Source organism: Bradyrhizobium sp. WSM4872, assembly GCF_055811715.1.
Map to the genome: position 1 here is coordinate 99,531 of NZ_JBVVPT010000025.1, position 16,610 is coordinate 116,140.

Genomic DNA, 16,610 nt, shown 5'->3' on the forward strand with positions numbered 1-16,610 from the left:
CTCGTGCCATCGGGGACGCGATGCTCGTGCTATCGGGGACCGGAAACAAAGCTAAGGTTCTGCGGCTCCAAGACTTCCTGCTCCCGTAACTTTCCTAACATACTGATACTAACTTCCTGTTGTGAATCAGTACATTGTGAACAAGTCGGCCGTGCATGCAGCGAGCATGCCTCATGCACTTACTCTCTCACGCGCAAAACTCTTCTGCAATGCGAATCTGTTCTCCTATCTGCGCGCGCAAGTGCGATCGCGCGCAAAATTACGCGATCACCAGCATCGGCATCACCGCATCACGTTCGTCAGTTTCCTTTGCAGCCACTCGCTCGTCGAGGAGAACTCGCTAACATCCGTGGTTGGCACGATGGCCACCACAAGCCGGAATCTGAGGAAAGGGCGGTCAGGCTAACCTGCGCCGTGCTTGATGGCTTCAAACCTCGTCATGAAGCCGCCGGCAAGAAAAGTTGCGATCTCACCCAGATCCCCGTCTCCTCGGGAGACGCCGCTCCGCCGTGGCGGAAGGAAAAGGCGCGCGTGGAAGCGGCCGGGTCGCGGAGGCCCTTACACCGCCGCAGCGACCCGGCCGCGCTTGCCGCCGGCGCCAAACCGGAACGTGGTGCCATCGATCCAGATCTTGTGCAGCAGCACGGCGAGCGCGCGCGCCACCGCGGTCGTCGCACGCTTCAGACCCTTCTTCCTGGCCAGCCGCAGGCCCCACAGCCGCAGCTTAAAATTCTTTGGAATGCGCGTCATGATCGCGATCGCCGCCTCGTACAGCATCGCCCGTGTCAGCTCATCGCCGCATTTGGAGATGCTGCCGATCCGGTCGGTCTGGCCGGACTGATAGCGCCGCGGCGTCAAGCCGAAATGGGCGCCGACATTGGTCGACTTCCGGAATCGCGCCGGATCATCGACGGTGGCGCGGAACGTCAATGCCACCAGCGCGCCGACGCCAGGCACGGTCATCATCCGTCGCACCGCGCTGTCGCCGCGCGCTGCCGCCAGCGCCAGGCGGTGCAGTTTTGCCAGCTGCAGCCGCATCGCATTGCGGGCGTCCAGCAGCGGCCCGACGATCGCTTCCAGTTCCTTCTTCCCGGCCAGGAGATCGCGCACCCGCGCCTCAAAACGGCCGACCGAGATCTCGCCGACCTTAAGGCCGAACGGGCGCAACAGGCCGCGGATCATGTTCTCCATGTCCAGCACCTTGCCGAGCAATGCCTTGCGCCCGACCAGCAGCGCCCGCAACATCTGTGCGCTCTCCGACTTGACGTGAACCGCGCGGAACCAGCCGGTCCGCATCATCTGGGCAATGCCCCTGGCGTCGTTGCGGTCGGTCTTGTTCAGCATCGCGTTCAGCGCCGCCTTGGCGTGCCGGGTCTCGATGCAGGTCACGGGCAGGCCCTTGTCGGACAGCGCCGTGAACAGCCAGGCCGAGTAGGAGAACGCTTCCAGCCCGACGCGCTTGAGCTGGATTCCGCATTCCGCAAGACACAGCTCGATCGCGTCCGGATCGGTCGCGAGTTTCGCCTCCCGGACCACCTTGCCGTCGCCGTCCACCACGCAAATGTTGGTCACCTCCAGCGACAAATCAAGCCCTGCATAGACGTCCATCATGCGCCTCCACCGTCGATCGCCGGCACGCACCGCGCGTTCCGTTCGCGAATCGCTCTGCAGCATTTTCGCAGCACCACGGCCGGCGAAGGGGCACCGGTCACTACCCCGGCTAACGTACTCTCCTTCGGATTCCTTCTAACGAATTGGAGCCACTCGGCTGTGATTCTCGGCAGCAGCAGGAACGCTGCAGCGCTTCGACAACGCCGATCATCGGCGCATCATCACAACCGTTCTGCCGAAACCAAGGCTCTGACGTCGATGCGCTGGCGACAGCGCACCCGTTGGCATGTCCAAAATTTCACTCAGAACTATGGAGTAGCCGGGTGAGCGACCTCATGACTGTTGAGCTCTTGTGGCTCGAAAAGCGGATCGAGAACCGAATCAGGTTCGGCAAGCCTGTATCGGAGAAGATCATTGACCAGCACCGGCGCATTCTCTCGTTCGTTCCCGGCAGCATCTTTGCGTTCGTGCGCTGGACCTCCAATGACTTCGGGACCATCCTGTCTCGAATCGACATTCTGCGCGCGATTACACCGGGGCAGCGGTATTCGACCGTGCCTTGGGTCAGCCCTGGCGGCGAAAGCCTGCTGCGACTGGCGGGCTGGCGAAAGGTCGAGCGCGTTCTCCAGTTGATCGATGCCGTGGAGTCACTCGGCATCGATCCTGCCGATGCAGCCCCCGAATACTGGCATCACATCCACAACCGTCTTTCCGTCAACGAAACGCCACGACCTTATACGCGTGCGCGCCACCAGGCGTGGCTCCACCGGCGCAGGATGGTGTTCTGATGGGACGGTTAAGGATCATCCTTGCGATATGTGGGGCCACAACGCTCGCGCTTTGGCCGGCGACCGACACCTCACTATCGTACATCTGGAACGCTTCCGAAAGTGTGCCGATCGGCCTCTACCGTTTGCAAGGGACCGCACGATTACACATCACTGAGCTCGTGGCCGTTCGGCCACCAGAACCGCTTGCGAGCTTCCTCGACTTCAACGGCTATTTGCCGAGCGGTCTTCCGATGCTCAAGCGCGTGCTGGCGTTGCCCGGACAAACCGTCTGCAGAACGGGACTCACTATCGTCGTCGACGGCATCGAAATGGGCCAGGCACGCGAGCGCGACCGCCGCGGCAGGCCGTTGCCCGCCTGGCAGGGCTGCCGGGTCCTCGCCGAGGACGAGGTCTTTCTCATGAACTGGCAGTCGCCGGAGTCCTTTGACGGCAGATATTTTGGACCACTCCCGAGCTCAGCCGTCATCGGGCAAGCGGTACCGGTGTGGACCAAGGAGGACTGACGAATGCCGGATTTGCTCCACTGGCTTGCGGTTTCTGTGTTCGGCCGATCGCAACATCATTGCTCCATCCCGGCCAAATTGCCGGCAATCGGCACGCGGCGCGGCCGTCTCGCGCCGGCTCAGTGCCGGCCGGGAAGAGCTTTGTCCTTGGCGGCTGCCCGCACATTGCTATCTCGAGCCGCTGCTTGCTTTTTGGGAATTCTGCTGACGTTCGGAGCGCCATCGGCCGGTAGAGCGGAGCTTGGATCGCGCGCACGAGCTTCGCGCTCCTCAAACCTGCTTCCGGGCCTTGCATACGCCGCGTTTGTGACCGAAGCCTCGCATCGGTTAGTGATCCCGGAGCGTTGGATCCGGGCCGTCATGCAGGCCGAAAGCGGCGGTAATGCGCACTCCATATCACCTCGCGGAGCGCTCGGGTTGATGCAAATCATGCCCGCGACCTGGGTCGAGCTGAGCGTTCGTTACGATCTCGGTATGGATCCGTTTGATCCTCACGACAACATTATGGCTGGGACAGCGTACCTTCGCGAGATGCTCGATCGTTTCGGATCAGTAGGGTTTCTTGCAGCCTACAATGCTGGACCAAGACGGTACGAGGAGCACCTGGCCACCGGTCGAGCGCTTCCGGATGAAACACAGATCTACATCGCTACACTCGCACCATTGATCGGTATTGAGCAGCGCAACAGCAGTGGTTCGGCTTCCAGACGCTTCGCCGCGTGGCAGCAAGCGCCACTCGTTGTTGAGCGGTCCAAGAGCTTATCGGCTGACACCAACTCGGCATCCGGTCTCCGCACGATGAATCCGTCGAAAGCAACGCCAAGGGCGGGTGCAACTGCACTCGTCCCTCGCGCGACGGGCCTGTTTGTGCGGCGATCAGACGAGGTGCAGTCCCGATGATCGCAATCGCATTTCGTCGCATGATGTCGAAGCCAGTCGCAACGTTGAGAGTGGTCGGCAGAGAGCCGGGAGTGAGCGACCGGGGAGGGCAGGGTAAAAGCCGCAAGGTGCGGCCGGTCGGTCGGGACGGGAATCACCAGCAAATTCAAATCACGCTGCAAACATTGCCAATGTCCAGCAAACCTTGCGACTTTCGGCAACGCGCTATTTTGGTTCGGCTTTCGACAACCTGCGGAGCGGACGATGGCCGGTAACGATGATTTCCGCATCCGTCCCGGCCGCATCCGCTCGACGCGCCCGGCTCGGACAAAACCGTTCCTGGCGCAGGCCCTCAAAGCTGCGCAGAAGGCCGGCGGCCTCTCACGTGGTGGCCGCAGCCATGGCAGCACGTTTGGGCGCGGCCGCGCGGCGAGCCTTGTCGCGTCGCGGCTCCTCAACAACCGCGCCCGCAGCGCCATCATCAAGGCGCGCGTCGTGCGCCGGATGCGTTCGCCAGGCGCGCTGCGTGCCCATATCGGTTATCTCCAGCGCGATGGCGTCACGCGCGACGGAGCGCCCGGCAAGCTCTTTGACGCTAGCGGCGATGAGGCCGACGGCCGCGCCTTCGCCGAGCGCTGCGAGGACGATCGGCATCATTTCCGGTTCATCGTCTCGCCCGATGATGCCACTGAGCTGGAAAGCTTACGAACCTTCACCCGCGAATTGATGGAACAGGCTGCGCGCGACCTTGGCACCAAACTCGATTGGGTGGCGGTCGATCATTGGAACACAGAGCACCCGCATATCCACGTTCTCGTGAGGGGCCGTGGCGATGACGGCAAGGACCTTGTCATCAGCCGGGACTATATATCGAGAGGCTTGCGCGCACGTGCCGGGGATCTCGTCACGCGTGAACTCGGCCCGCGATCAGAGCTGGAGATCCGCCAAAACCTGGACAGGGAAGTGACGGCTGAACGTTGGACCAGGCTCGATCGGGTGCTGGCCCGGGAAGCAGGGGCGGCGGACGGGGTCATTGATCTCCGGCCGAGTCGGGAACCCGCGCGCGACCCGTTGCGGGAGATTCGGATCGGAAGGATGCGCAACCTCGAGCGGCTGGGCCTGGCTGAGTCGGCCGGGCCGGCGCGCTGGGTGCTGGCGGCGGATGCAGAGCAGCGCCTGCGAGCGCTTGGCGAGCGTGGCGATATCATCAAGCGGCTGCACAAGAGCCTCACCAAGGATAGCGTCACGCGCGCACCGTCATCCTGGGCACTCGAAGGCGAACGCCATGGCGAACCCGTGATCGGCCGCCTTATCGCACGTGGGCTTGACGATGAGCTGAGGGGCTCGGCCTTCGCCGTCGTCGACGGCGTCGATGGGCGCGTTCATCACCTGAAACTCCCCGAGATCGAGGCGGCTGGTGACGGGCCGGTTGGCGGCATTGTAGAGCTGCGGCGGTTCGAGGATACGAGGGGCCGCCAGCGGATCGCGCTGGCTGTCCGCTCAGACCTCAATCTTGACCAGCAGGTGACGGCGGATGGGGCGACCTGGCTCGACCGGCGCCTGGTCGCTCGCGAAGGCGCCGATTTCTCTCGTGCCGGTTTCGGCGCCGAAGTCCGCGCCGCGCTCGACCACAGGATCGACGCCCTCGTAGAGAAGGGCCTCGCCAGCCGGGATGGCGACAAGGTCACACTCGGTCGCAACCTGATTGGCTCCCTGCGCAACCGCGAGCTCGAGGCCGTGGGGCGGCGCTTGGCCTCCGAAACCGGGCTGGCGCATTTGCCCGCGGAGGCAGGAGAGTCCGTTTCGGGGGTTTACAGCCGGAGGCTATCGCTCGCCTCCGGCCGCTTCGCCATGATCGACAACGGCCTCGGTTTCCAGCTCGTGCCCTGGTTACCGTCGCTGGAGCGTGAACTGGGCAGGCAGGTGAGCGGCATTGCCGGTCCTGGCCGGGTGGATTGGAGTTTCGGCCGCAAGCGCGACCTCTCGCTTTGACCCACCGATTTCCGCGCCAATCTGCGCGCGACTACGACACCGAGCGGATCGCCGTTGCGCTGTCAGCTAGCGTTGCCGCATTGCCTCGGTCCATGTCCGCGACAAAGATTGTCTGGAGCCAACTGATCGTCGTCTCGCTGGTCGTGCTCGCCTTCCTCTGGGCAGCGACCGAGTGGACGGCCTGGCGTCTGGCCTTCCAGCCGCAGCTCGGTCCCGCCTGGTTCATGATCGGGCACTGGCCGATCTATCAGCCAGCCGCGTTTTTCATCTGGTGGTTCGAATTCGATGCCTATGCACCCGTCATCTTCATGCAGGGCGCTTGCATCGCGGCCGGAGGCGGAATAGCAGCCGTTGGCGTCGCCATCTTCCTCTCGGTCTGGCGGGCCAAAGAAGCGCAGAACGTCACGACCTATGGCTCGGCGCAATGGGCGGATGCGCGGGAGATTCGGCGTGCTGGGCTTCTTGGCCCCGACGGCGTCGTGCTCGGCCGCTTTGGCCGCAACTATTTGCGGCACAACGGTCCGGAACACGTGCTGTGCTTTGCTCCGACGCGCTCGGGCAAGGGCGTCGGCCTTGTCATTCCGACACTTCTGACCTGGCCGAGCTCCACCATCGTCCACGACATCAAGGGCGAGAACTTCCAGCTGACATCGGGCTGGCGCGCCCGCTTTGGCCCCGTGCTCCTGTTCGATCCGACCAATCCGGCAAGTGCCGCCTACAATCCGCTGCTCGAGATCCGCAAGGGCGACTGCGAGGTGCGGGACGCACAGAACATCGCCGACATCCTCGTGGACCCGGAAGGAGCCCTCGAGCGCCGCAATCATTGGGAGAAGACCAGCCACTCCCTGCTCGTCGGCGCGATCCTGCATGTCCTCTACGCGGAAGCCGATAAGACGCTCGCCGGCGTTGCCAACTTCCTGTCCGACCCGTCGCGGCCAATCGAAGCGACGCTGAATGCGATGCTCGCAACGCCGCATCTGGGAGAGCGGGTTCATCCCGTGGTCGCTTCGGCGGCGCGCGAGCTCCTGAACAAGAGCGAAAATGAACGCTCGGGCGTCTTGTCAACGACGATGAGCTTTCTGGGGCTTTATCGCGATCCCGTCGTCGCCAAGGTGACCGGCAGATGTGACTGGCGTATCCGCGAGCTCGTGGACGGGGATCGGCCGATCTCCCTTTACCTGGTGGTGCCGCCATCCGATATCGCCCGCACAAAACCCTTGATGCGACTCGTGCTCAACCAGATCGGACGACGCTTGACCGAAAGCCTGGATACAAGCCGGCGGCGGCAGCAGCTGCTCCTCATGCTCGATGAGTTCGCAGCACTCGGCCGGCTCGACTTCTTTGAGAGCCAGCTCGCCTTCATGGCCGGCTACGGCATCCGCAGCTTTCTGATCACCCAGAGCCTGAACCAGCTCGAACGCGCCTATGGCCCGAACCACGCTATTCTCGACAATTGCCATATCCGGATCGCGTTCTCGACCAACGATGAGAGAACTGCCAAACGGGTATCGGACGCGCTCGGAACCGCGACCGAGATGCGGGCGATGAAGAACTACGCCGGGCATCGCCTCTCGCCCTGGCTCGGCCACCTGATGGTAAGCCGCCAGGAGACCTCCCGGCCGCTGCTCACGCCCGGCGAAGTCATGCAGCTCTCGCCCGATGAAGCGGTCGTGATGGTCTCGGGCGTGCACCCAGTGCGCGCCCGCAAGGTTCGGTACTACGAGGATCCGCAATTCCAAAGCCGGGTATTGCAACCGTCGGGCACAGGTCCAGCCGCACCGATCGCTCTGCCGGATGAGTGGTCGGGCCAAACGCCGATTCCGCCCTCCGTCGAGCTTCTCGCGACCTTAAAGCACAGAGCCCGGGATACGAATGGCGGTATTCGCCGCGAACCCGAACTGCCGCAACATGAGGAAGTGGTGATCAGCTCCCCCCTTGCCGAAGACGAGTTCGACACCGCCCCCGACGATGGCGACGCCGACGTCGTCCAGGCGCTAGCCATGAGGCGCTCGATGCACGGTCTTGCACGTTCTGTCAGCCTCGACCCTGACGACAAGATGGGGCTTTGAGCGGTCGTCATGAAAAAGGTCCAGCTGAGCATCTACCTCGATCCCGGCATCTTCGGCAGCCTCGAGGCTCTCGCAAAACGTCACGGCAAGCCCAAGTCTCTGGTCGCCGAGGCCGCGATCTCTTCATTCCTCTCGCCGGACGACTCCGACCGGCGGGAGGCTGCCATAGCCAAGCGGCTCGACCGCATCGTACGCATGCTGGAACGACTCGAACGGAATGAGGGTGTCACGCTGGAGACGATCGCATTGTTCGTCCGCTTCTGGCTGACGTCTACCCCCGCCTTGCCCGAGCAGTCGAGCCCAGCCGCGCGTGCCAAGGGCGGTGAGCGCTACGACCGCTTTGTCGAAGCTCTGGGGCGACGACTTTCTAGTGGATCGACGGTACTTAAGGAAGTGAGCATGGAATCAAGCGATCCTGGGAGTACGACGCCAGTCACAGGCGATCCCGGCTCTCATTGATCGACCGACCATCCTTTCTATTCCTACGCCAGAACACGAGCGCCGTCTCCTGTCGCTTGATATCGTTGCGCTGCTGCCTTTCTGTCGCCGCCACTACTCATCAATCCATGCGGAGCATGGGTGCTGCGGCCTTAGACGGATCACAGTCGACCACTCTGGCGGTGAAGTTCGTCGAAGAACGCGACTAAACGCAGGTTTTAAGCGAGAACATGCCGCTCATTGCACTAATCACATGCGATCAGTGGCCATAATCGGTGCCAATGTTAGGGCGGCGGATCTTATAGCGTCGATCCTCGTTGGGACCCCTTGCAACAGAGCCGCAAGTTCAAGGAGAGATGGCAGCTTTTTGTACGAAAACGCGTCAATCTGAGCTCGAGACGACACAGTCATGGAAGAAGCAAGATTGTTCGTCGCTACGTACTGTGATTGCTGAAGAGAAGGTCACCCCAAATTAACCATCGCCTCTGTACAAGGACGACACATCCAAATCATCGTTCATGACCACTCGACCTGCTTGAGCTGGCAAGCTGCGCTAAGCGCGCCGCACCATGCTCATGCCTTCGACGGGAGCGGTGACACTAGCGAGGAAAGCGTGCTGAGCGTCTATGAGAAATAACGTTGCAAAAGCAGCGGCTTATGCGATGGTTCGGGGACTGTCTGCAGCCAGACGCGTCTCGACCGTCCGCTTGGTGCAGCACTCCTACAAGCGCAGCTGTGTCGCGGTCACACCGGACGAACCCGAAACAATTGCTCGTCAAGGTCGTGTCGCTCCTTGTTTTTGATTGTGATGCCGGTAAAGCTAACCCCATATGGGGGGCGAATTGAGCGACGGGGGAAATCACTTCACGGCTGCGGCATCAGCTGTCGGGTATCTCTATCAAGCTCGACTGGCGCTGCTGTTGTGTATTCCTCATATGAACAGTGGTGCGGAAGTTGAGGTTTCGATCGAGCGCCTTGACGACATTTCCTTCGAGAAGGACGGCACCGCCTTCGAGCTTCTTCAAACCAAACATCACATTGATCGCGTCGCGAGCCTCAGCAATGCGAGCCCTGATCTCTGGAAAACCCTTCGGATCTGGGCCGAGGCGGCCAAGGATGATCCCTCGTTGCCGTCGCGCGCGAAATTGGCCCTTGTTACCACTGCAGCCGCCAGCGCCGAATCGGCGGCCGCTTTGCTTCGGCCGCCGGGCGCCTATCCAACTGGGGCAAAGCGAAATTCGAAATCTGCAAACGAAATCCTGACGGAAGTCGCGCAGACGTCAGCAAACGAGGCGCTAGCGCCAGCGTTCGCGGCTTTCCTCGCGCTGACCGAGCCAATGCGGTCTGCGCTCCTCAGTGCGGTGGAGGTCCTCGACAACCAGCCCTTGATTACCGACTTGGATGACGAACTGGAGCATGCTCTTAGGTTGGTCGCCCCCGCCGGCAAAGCGGCCGCCGCGCGTGAAGCACTCGAGGGGTGGTGGTGGCCTAGGGTCTGCGCCGCACTGGTGAAGAGCCCTTCTGAGCCCATTCCGATTGGCCTAGTGGAGGCGAAGCTCGACGACATACGGGACACGTTGAAGCGAGATGCCCTAGTCGCGGATTTCGAACATGCCGAGCCTGGTGAAGCGGAGTACGCCGAGTATGATGGCTTTCGCTTCGTACATCAGTTGCACGTCATCGGACTCGGGGGGGACCGTCTGCGCTTTGCGAAGCGCGATTTCTATCGGGCCTTTGCGCAGCGCTCCAAATGGACACGAGAGCATGTCGTGCTCGACGACGAGGTTGAGCAGTTCGAGCAACGGTTGATTGAGGAATGGCAGCCGCGATTTGAGGCTATGTGCGACGTTCACGGCGGTACACCCCCGGGGGAACCAGCGCTCAAGCAGGATGGGCAGGCACTCTACCAATGGGTCGAAAACGACGCTCGGTTCCCGTTCCGCTCCTTAACTGCCTGGTTCTTGAACGTGGGGTCCTACCACATCCTAGCCAATGACCTTCGGGTTGGTTGGCACCGGGACTACGTCTCAATTTGCGCGGAGGAGAAGTGAGATGGCCGGGCTCACGCGCTTCGAGCTGGCGTGGCGGGATAGACCGCAAGAAGAAGCGGCTCACTTCAACCCGGCGTTCTGCGGTGAATTGCTGGCCAGGATGATCAACGAGTTTCACAAGCGGGCAGGCGGCGCGATGCCACTCGCCTACGCATTCGTTGCCTTGCCATTGGTCCTCCATCCCGGAGCCCGGAAGGCGCTCCCCGGCAGGGCCAACACCGCGTTCGCTTCCTGGGCCGGCGAAAACACGACCACGCTCAGCACGCTTCCCGACCGGACTCTGCGGCTCAGGCCCGTGACGCGGGAGGCGCTCATGTTTCTCGCGCAGCTCGACGCGATCAAGGTCAGTCCGGACGGCGTGATGGTTGGGAAGCGACCCATCAAATTGGGTACCAGGCCTTCGGTGACAACGGACGAGGTTGATGCGATGCGGCGGGCCGCCGGTTTGCTGGGCCGCTGGTTTGGCAACCAGTCGGATTCCGCCGCCGTCCTGCAAACCTTGGGAGTGCGAGTTTGACCGTTCAGATCAGAGCCATCGCGATCTATTCGCACGAAGGTGAGCGCCGGGACGTTCGCTTCAATCTTGGCGCGCTGAACATCGTCACCGGCGCGTCCAGACGGGGAAGTCGGCCCTTTTGGATATTGTCGATTATTGCTGGGGCCGTTCAGAGTGCACGATCGCTGAGGGTGAAATCCGGCGAGGCGTCTCCTGGTTTGCAGTGCTCTTCCACCGCGACGGCGAAGGCATCTTGATTGCAAGGCGAAATCCCGGCCCAGCCGGCAAGGCCAGCGACGAAATTTACTTCGCGCGCAATGCCGATAACTTTCCGGAGACAGCCGCATCGCTCGTGAAGAATTCCACCGCCGACGGGTTGCGGCAAAGGCTTTCGGCTATCCTTGGTGTGGCGGAAAACCTGTACGTGCCGGAGCCTGGCGCGACGCGTCGTCCGGTTGAGGCATCGGCCGGTCAGGCAATTTTTTTCTGCCTTCAAAACCAGGACGAAATTGCCAACCGCCGTCTACTCTTCCACCGACAAGGTGAAGAACGGATTCCGCAGGCCATCAAGGACACGCTTCCGTACTTCGTCGGTGCCATGGGCGAAGATCACTATCTGAAGCAAAAACGGTACGAAGACGCTCGCCGCCGATTGAGGAGCTTGGAGCGTGACTACGCTGACGCTCGGGCGCTGGCCGACGAAGCATCCGGGACGGCTCGCAACCTCCTACAGGAGGCCAAGCGCATCGGCTTGCTGCCGCTCGACGTCTTGGCTGACTCGCTCGAGGGGGTTCGGAGCCTCCTAGGTCAAGCGGCCGCGCCGCGGTCTCTAGAGTATGCGAAGACGGACGATCCGGCGGCTGACTTGACGGATCTGGAGGATCGGCGCCGCCGCATTCGCTCTGAGCTTCAGGAGTTGCGGGACGAGATCAAGGATCTGCAACGATTGACGCGAGAGGCATCGGACTTCGAAGCCGAGGCTGGCGAGCAGCAGGCGCGGCTGGCATCGATCGGCCTGGTTGGACATGGCGCGGAGGGGCATGAGACTTGTCCGCTCTGCGACAGCCAGTTGGCTGTGGCCGTGCCCTCGGTGGACGAGATTCGGCGTTCGCTCGATCGGCTGGACCGTCAGCTTAGTGCCGTGCGACGGGACAATCCGCGTCTGCAGGGCCAGATCGCTGAGCTCGAAACGAAACGAACGACTCTGGAAGAGGAGTTGACGATCGTCCAGCGAGACATCACGACCCGGATCGCCGACAACGAGCGGCTTCGCATCGAGCAAGACCTGTTCACCGAGCAGGCCCGTGTGGCGGGCCGCATCGGCTACTACCTCGAGAATGCACGCACGCTGTCGGACGGGGAGGGGCTTCGCCTGCAGATCGCTAGGGTGAGAGCCGAAGTGGTCGAGTTGGAAACCGCCCTGGACCAGGAGGCGATGGAGGAGCGCTTAACGACGGCCCTCAGCTTGGTCGGACGCGACATCACCGAATACGCTAGCCGGCTTCAGCTGGAGCACGGCGAGAACAGCCTCCGCTTGGACCGAAAGAACCTCACCGTCGTCGCTGACACCGTGCACGGACCGCTGTCTCTGCCCCAAATCGGCAGCGGGGAGAACTGGGTTGGATATCACGTGGCCGCGCACTTGGCTCTCCACAAGCTCTTTCGCACACTCGATCGGCCAGTGCCGGCGTTTCTAATGCTCGACCAGCCCTCCCAAGCTCACTATCCAAAGGACAAGGACCTCGGTGAGATTTCCGGCGCTGAAGACGAGGATCAAGTGGCGGTTGCCCGCTTGTACAGGCTGCTGTTCGAATATTGCACGACCATGGCCCCCAACATGCAGGTCATGCCAATGCAATCCTGTCGATCGACCGTGCGGTGTTCGGTCAGGGCCCGCTGCCCGGTCGAAGCAACTTGGTGCTTCTTGTTGGGAACGGGGCGAGACGACGCGAGGCTTTGAGCTGCCTGATCCCCTGGGAAGAAGCTCCGGCGGAGTACACGGCGCCCCACGACCTCCAAGTTGTAGAGATTATCCTCGAGTGCGGCGACGGGCTTATCGACCAACTCTACGCTACCTTGTGGGAGGACGCCTGATGCCGCAACGCGACCAAGACCGGCTCGAGGCCGCCGAGCGCGTACGGCGCGAACTCGCCATCGAAAACCAGTTGAGCCGGGCTCAGGCCAGGACCTATGTCCGTTGCCTGCAGGCGACCTGGCAGGTGCCGACGATCCTGTGGACCGAGCGCGATTCCGCGCGTCAGCTCGCCGACGCACGCCGGCTTCTGCATGCGGCGCACATCTTTCGCTCAATAGAAGGCGAGGCGTCGCAGCGCGCTATCGACTGCTATCGCCGGACCGGCGAAATCCTTGAGTGGCTCTCACGCGCCGCCGACACCATCCGGAGTGTGGTTCCTATCGAGCTACTGGCCGCAGGGGCCTATCAGCTCGGAGGGCTGCCCGCGATGGCGTTCGGACTATTGTCGCAAGTGCGCTCGGATCACGAAGGCGTTCGGCTCTACAGCGCCTTTCTGAGAGCGGACTTCGACGGTGTGTTGCGTCGCGCCGCCTTGTTCTGGCACCGCTACCCTGACCTCACGACAGCCGACGCCAGCGCGTTGCTGCTGATTGCCATGCGCAGTGAGACGCCCGACGGCGAAGCTGGCCCGACGGTTGGATGGGCGTTCAGCGTGGAGCTGGTCAGAAGTCTCGGGCTGCTCGCCGACTGTCTGCGCCGCGATGATGACGAACGGCTCGCGGTCGCGATGGGCAAGCTCCGTGCGCTCGACGCCATGGCAACCCGCACTTTCAGCGACGACGCCTCGCTAGTTATTACCATCATGCGGGCCGTCGCCGACAGCTTCGTCGCAGCTACTATCTACCGGCCGCTACGGGCGCTCGGCGCCCTGCGGCCTGAGCGGAGCTCGCGGCTGCTGGCTTATGCCCGCGACCAATTCAGCCGCGGCCGCGGGATCCTCTGGACCTCACAACAGCACGGCCTGCAACGCCTGCTCGAAGAAAGCTCCTTCGCGCTCTGCACCCCCACGGGTTCGGGGAAGACGTTGGTTGCGAATCTCGCCCTCATTAAGGAACTGCTGCTGCGGGAGGATGAGGGCTTGCAGGCGCCGTTGGCGCTCTACATCGTGCCGTCCCGAGCCCTCGCCGGCGAAGTCGAGGCAAAGCTGACCTCAGAACTCGGCCACGACATCACCGTCACTGGTCTTTACGGCGGGGCAGACTGGGGCATTACCGACTTCTGGCTGACCAGCGAACGGCCCGTCGTGCTGATTGTCACCGTCGAGAAAGCGGATGCGCTGATGCGCTACCTCGGCAAAATGTTGATGGCGCGCCTGCGCCTTCTCATCATCGACGAAGCCCACCAGGTCGTCCCTGAGGCCAACGAGTCTACGCGACTGAGCTTCTCCGACCACAGCAATCGATCCATTCGCCTCGAAGGGCTCGTGTCCCGAATTTTGTCTCAGCGTCCGGACGTTGTCCGGATTGCGCTCACCGCCGTAGCCGGCGGTGCCGCTGGCCCTGTCGCGCGTTGGGTCGAGGGCCGACCCGATGCCAATCCGGTCGGCGTACGCTATCGCAGCACCCGCCAGGTCATCGGAGTGCTCGAGACGGCGCCCGACACCCAAGGGGTGATCCTGCTCGATCTGATGAATGGATTGCCCCTCTACCTGCGCGGCGAGGAGGACCCTGTCTATCTCCGGCTGCAGATAGAGGTGATGCCTCAGCTGCCTGCGCAATGGCGGAACAGCCTCAATCGATTCAACTGCCTTAACGTCCTCTGGACCGCCTTGCACCTCGCCGGCGAGGATCAACGCGTCCTCATCTCGGTGGCGCAAGAGCCTGAGCAAACGATGCGCTGGTTCAAGGAGGCGCTTGAACGGACAGACTGGCAAGGCGCGGTGGGCTTTCAGCCGCCCGAAGGTCCGCTCAGGGCGCGGTTCGACGAGGCTCGAGCGGCCTGTCTAGACTATTGCGGCGCCGACTCCTTCGAGCTCTTCCTGCTCGATCGCGGGATTGCCACAAGCCATGGGCAGATGCCGCAGCGCCTGCGCCGTCTCATGGTCGATCTCATCGATCGCAAGATCTGCCCGATCACGGTCGCGACGGCGACGCTCACCGAAGGCGTCAATCTACCGTTCGATCTCATCTTCCTGACGTCACTCAAGCGCCGTTCATGGGACCCGGTTGAGGAGCAGCAAGTGATTGCGCCGCTTACCACGGCCGAGTTTCGGAACCTCGCCGGGCGGGCTGGGCGGCCGGGCGCGGCCCGCGGCATCGAAGGCATGACGCTTGCCGCGCTCCCGACCCAGATTTCCACCACAGCGGCAGCGGGGAGGGCGACCCAGCGCCGACAGCGCGCGGAATTGGCGGCGGACTATGACCGGCTGCGTGCGTCACTGGTGATCGAGGAACGGGATGCCGACGACGTGCCCAGCCCGCTCGCGCTGCTCCTCAACCACATATGGGAACGTGCTAACCGACTCCTCGGCGTGGCTCCAGACGCTTTCCTTGATTGGCTCGAGAGGACGGCGCCGACTGTCGTCAGCGCGGACGCTGGCACGGGTGCAAGCGACGGGGCGGCGAGGTTGGCCGACGCCATGGACGAACTGGATGCAATCCTTCTCACATCACTCGAAGAGATTGCCCGCGTCGATGAGGCAGCCATGACACGCGCTCGTGCCGAAGCACAGCTCGCGGCGCTTTGGCGAACCACCTTCACCGCCGTCGCGACCGCGCAGGAACTTTGGCTTGAACAAGCCTTTGTGCGCCGAGGCGCGGGCATCATCGAACACATCTACCCGGACACAGACGAGCGCCTTCGCCTCTATCAGTACGGTCTTCCGCCGGCAGTGGGGCGGCGCTTCGAGGCCGTAGCACGACGAATGCGGGAGCTGTTGGTCGCAGCGGACAACTACGGCTCGGCCAACCCGACGACGAGGATCGATCTATTTGAGGCGCTGGGCGACCTGGTCTCTGGGGACCGTGGCTTCGGCTTTCGAGTCCGCCGCACGGATACGGACGAGGCGATCCTGGAGCGGTGGTCTGATGTCCTTGGGTGGTGGATGAACGAGCCCGATGTGGCCGGCCCATCCCCCGAGGACCTTCGGTCGTGGCAACGCTTCGTCGCCGACAACCTGGAGTTCCGCCTAGGTGTGGCCATCGGCGCCGTCGTCGCGGAAGCCTGGGCCGACGGTGCAGATGATGCGCTGACGTTGCCCAGTCTGGCGGCTTGGAAAGAAACCACGGGCCTACCTTGGATCGGGTTCTGGGCGCGCGAGCTGCTGCGCTGGGGTACCCACGACCCGTTCGTGGCCTTCTGCCTTGCACAAGGCTTGGCTCATACCCGGGAGACGGCCGGTGCGAGGCGTCGGGAGTTCGACGCGTGGCTGGACGATGAGCAAAATGGCCCTAAGAGCGAGGACCGGATCGACCCGCAGCTCTTCCTGCGTTGGCAGGCATCCATACCCCGTGCCGAGGGCGCTGCCGGCGCCGCGTCCCAAATGCGCGCGGCCCTCACCGGCACCACCGGCGCGCGCGGAAGCTACGCCGTTATACCGGTGAGACGGGATGACGGAACGGCTTGGCTTGACCCGGCTGGGTTCGAACTTGCAGTGACGCGCCCGATGGCGCGTGTTGGAACGCGTCCTTCCCGCAGCGACTTCGAGCTTGTCACCGCCGCCGGCGAACCGTAAGCGCTGTTTCGGTCCCACCTTCCATTGAAGGCGTCGAGTGAGGAATGATCGATCTCTGATTGGAGATCGGCT

The 16,610-nt window shown here is 62.8% G+C and carries 11 protein-coding genes; 10 read left to right on the top strand and 1 reads right to left on the bottom strand.

What is annotated here, in order from left to right:
- Nucleotides 1-558 precede the first annotated feature (558 nt).
- Nucleotides 559-1,608, bottom strand: a complete 1,050-nt coding sequence (locus tag AC0L3C_RS27270; RefSeq protein ID WP_473409475.1) for an IS110 family RNA-guided transposase — start codon at nt 1,606-1,608, stop codon at nt 559-561.
- 326 nt (nt 1,609-1,934) lie between these two features.
- Here AC0L3C_RS27270 and AC0L3C_RS27275 point away from each other — a divergent pair, with 326 nt between their 5' ends.
- From AC0L3C_RS27275 to AC0L3C_RS27320, 10 genes are all read left to right on the top strand, one after another.
- Nucleotides 1,935-2,399 carry a DUF2840 domain-containing protein gene (locus tag AC0L3C_RS27275; RefSeq protein ID WP_473409463.1) on the top strand — a complete coding sequence of 155 codons (465 nt, stop codon included), beginning with the start codon at nt 1,935-1,937 and terminating at the stop codon, nt 2,397-2,399.
- The gene (locus AC0L3C_RS27280) at nt 2,399-2,905 is read left to right on the top strand and encodes a S26 family signal peptidase (protein WP_473409464.1); all 507 of its coding nucleotides are present in this window, start codon (nt 2,399-2,401) and stop codon (nt 2,903-2,905) included. Before AC0L3C_RS27275 ends, AC0L3C_RS27280 begins: the two co-directional genes overlap by 1 nt.
- A gap of 3 nt (nt 2,906-2,908) precedes the next feature.
- The gene (locus AC0L3C_RS27285; RefSeq protein ID WP_473409466.1) at nt 2,909-3,805 is read left to right on the top strand and encodes a lytic transglycosylase domain-containing protein; all 897 of its coding nucleotides are present in this window, start codon (nt 2,909-2,911) and stop codon (nt 3,803-3,805) included.
- 243 nt (nt 3,806-4,048) lie between these two features.
- Nucleotides 4,049-5,776, top strand: coding sequence for a relaxase/mobilization nuclease domain-containing protein (locus tag AC0L3C_RS27290; RefSeq protein WP_473409467.1), 1,728 nt, complete (start codon nt 4,049-4,051; stop codon nt 5,774-5,776).
- A 92-nt stretch (nt 5,777-5,868) separates the two neighbouring features.
- Nucleotides 5,869-7,845 carry a conjugal transfer protein TraG gene (locus AC0L3C_RS27295; RefSeq protein ID WP_473409468.1) on the top strand — a complete coding sequence of 659 codons (1,977 nt, stop codon included), beginning with the start codon at nt 5,869-5,871 and terminating at the stop codon, nt 7,843-7,845.
- A 9-nt stretch (nt 7,846-7,854) separates the two neighbouring features.
- On the top strand, nt 7,855-8,304 hold the full coding sequence (locus tag AC0L3C_RS27300) for a CopG family transcriptional regulator (RefSeq protein ID WP_473409469.1): 450 nt from the start codon (nt 7,855-7,857) through the stop codon (nt 8,302-8,304).
- 821 nt (nt 8,305-9,125) lie between these two features.
- Nucleotides 9,126-10,334 (top strand): ABC-three component system protein, encoded by a 1,209-nt coding sequence (locus AC0L3C_RS27305; RefSeq protein WP_473409470.1) that lies wholly within the window; start codon nt 9,126-9,128, stop codon nt 10,332-10,334.
- Between the two features lies 1 nt (nt 10,335).
- Nucleotides 10,336-10,851 (top strand): three component ABC system middle component, encoded by a 516-nt coding sequence (locus AC0L3C_RS27310; RefSeq protein WP_473409471.1) that lies wholly within the window; start codon nt 10,336-10,338, stop codon nt 10,849-10,851.
- Nucleotides 10,852-10,969: 118 nt separating this feature from the next.
- The gene (locus tag AC0L3C_RS27315) at nt 10,970-12,790 is read left to right on the top strand and encodes a DUF3732 domain-containing protein (protein WP_473409472.1); all 1,821 of its coding nucleotides are present in this window, start codon (nt 10,970-10,972) and stop codon (nt 12,788-12,790) included.
- 133 nt (nt 12,791-12,923) lie between these two features.
- Nucleotides 12,924-16,538 carry a DEAD/DEAH box helicase gene (locus AC0L3C_RS27320; protein ID WP_473409473.1) on the top strand — a complete coding sequence of 1,205 codons (3,615 nt, stop codon included), beginning with the start codon at nt 12,924-12,926 and terminating at the stop codon, nt 16,536-16,538.
- The last annotated feature ends 72 nt before the right edge of the window (nt 16,539-16,610 follow it).

What these genes read in the sequence shown, in the direction of transcription:
- AC0L3C_RS27300 (WP_473409469.1), top strand. Translation starts at nt 7,855, where the DNA reads ATGAAAAAGGTCCAGCTGAGCATCTACCTCGATCCCGGCATCTTCGGC.
- AC0L3C_RS27320 (WP_473409473.1), top strand. Translation starts at nt 12,924, where the DNA reads ATGCCGCAACGCGACCAAGACCGGCTCGAGGCCGCCGAGCGCGTACGG.
- AC0L3C_RS27285 (WP_473409466.1), top strand. Translation starts at nt 2,909, where the DNA reads ATGCCGGATTTGCTCCACTGGCTTGCGGTTTCTGTGTTCGGCCGATCG.
- AC0L3C_RS27295 (WP_473409468.1), top strand. Translation starts at nt 5,869, where the DNA reads ATGTCCGCGACAAAGATTGTCTGGAGCCAACTGATCGTCGTCTCGCTG.
- AC0L3C_RS27310 (WP_473409471.1), top strand. Translation starts at nt 10,336, where the DNA reads ATGGCCGGGCTCACGCGCTTCGAGCTGGCGTGGCGGGATAGACCGCAA.
- AC0L3C_RS27280 (WP_473409464.1), top strand. Translation starts at nt 2,399, where the DNA reads ATGGGACGGTTAAGGATCATCCTTGCGATATGTGGGGCCACAACGCTC.
- AC0L3C_RS27270 (WP_473409475.1), bottom strand. Translation starts at nt 1,608, where the DNA reads ATGGACGTCTATGCAGGGCTTGATTTGTCGCTGGAGGTGACCAACATT.
- AC0L3C_RS27290 (WP_473409467.1), top strand. Translation starts at nt 4,049, where the DNA reads ATGGCCGGTAACGATGATTTCCGCATCCGTCCCGGCCGCATCCGCTCG.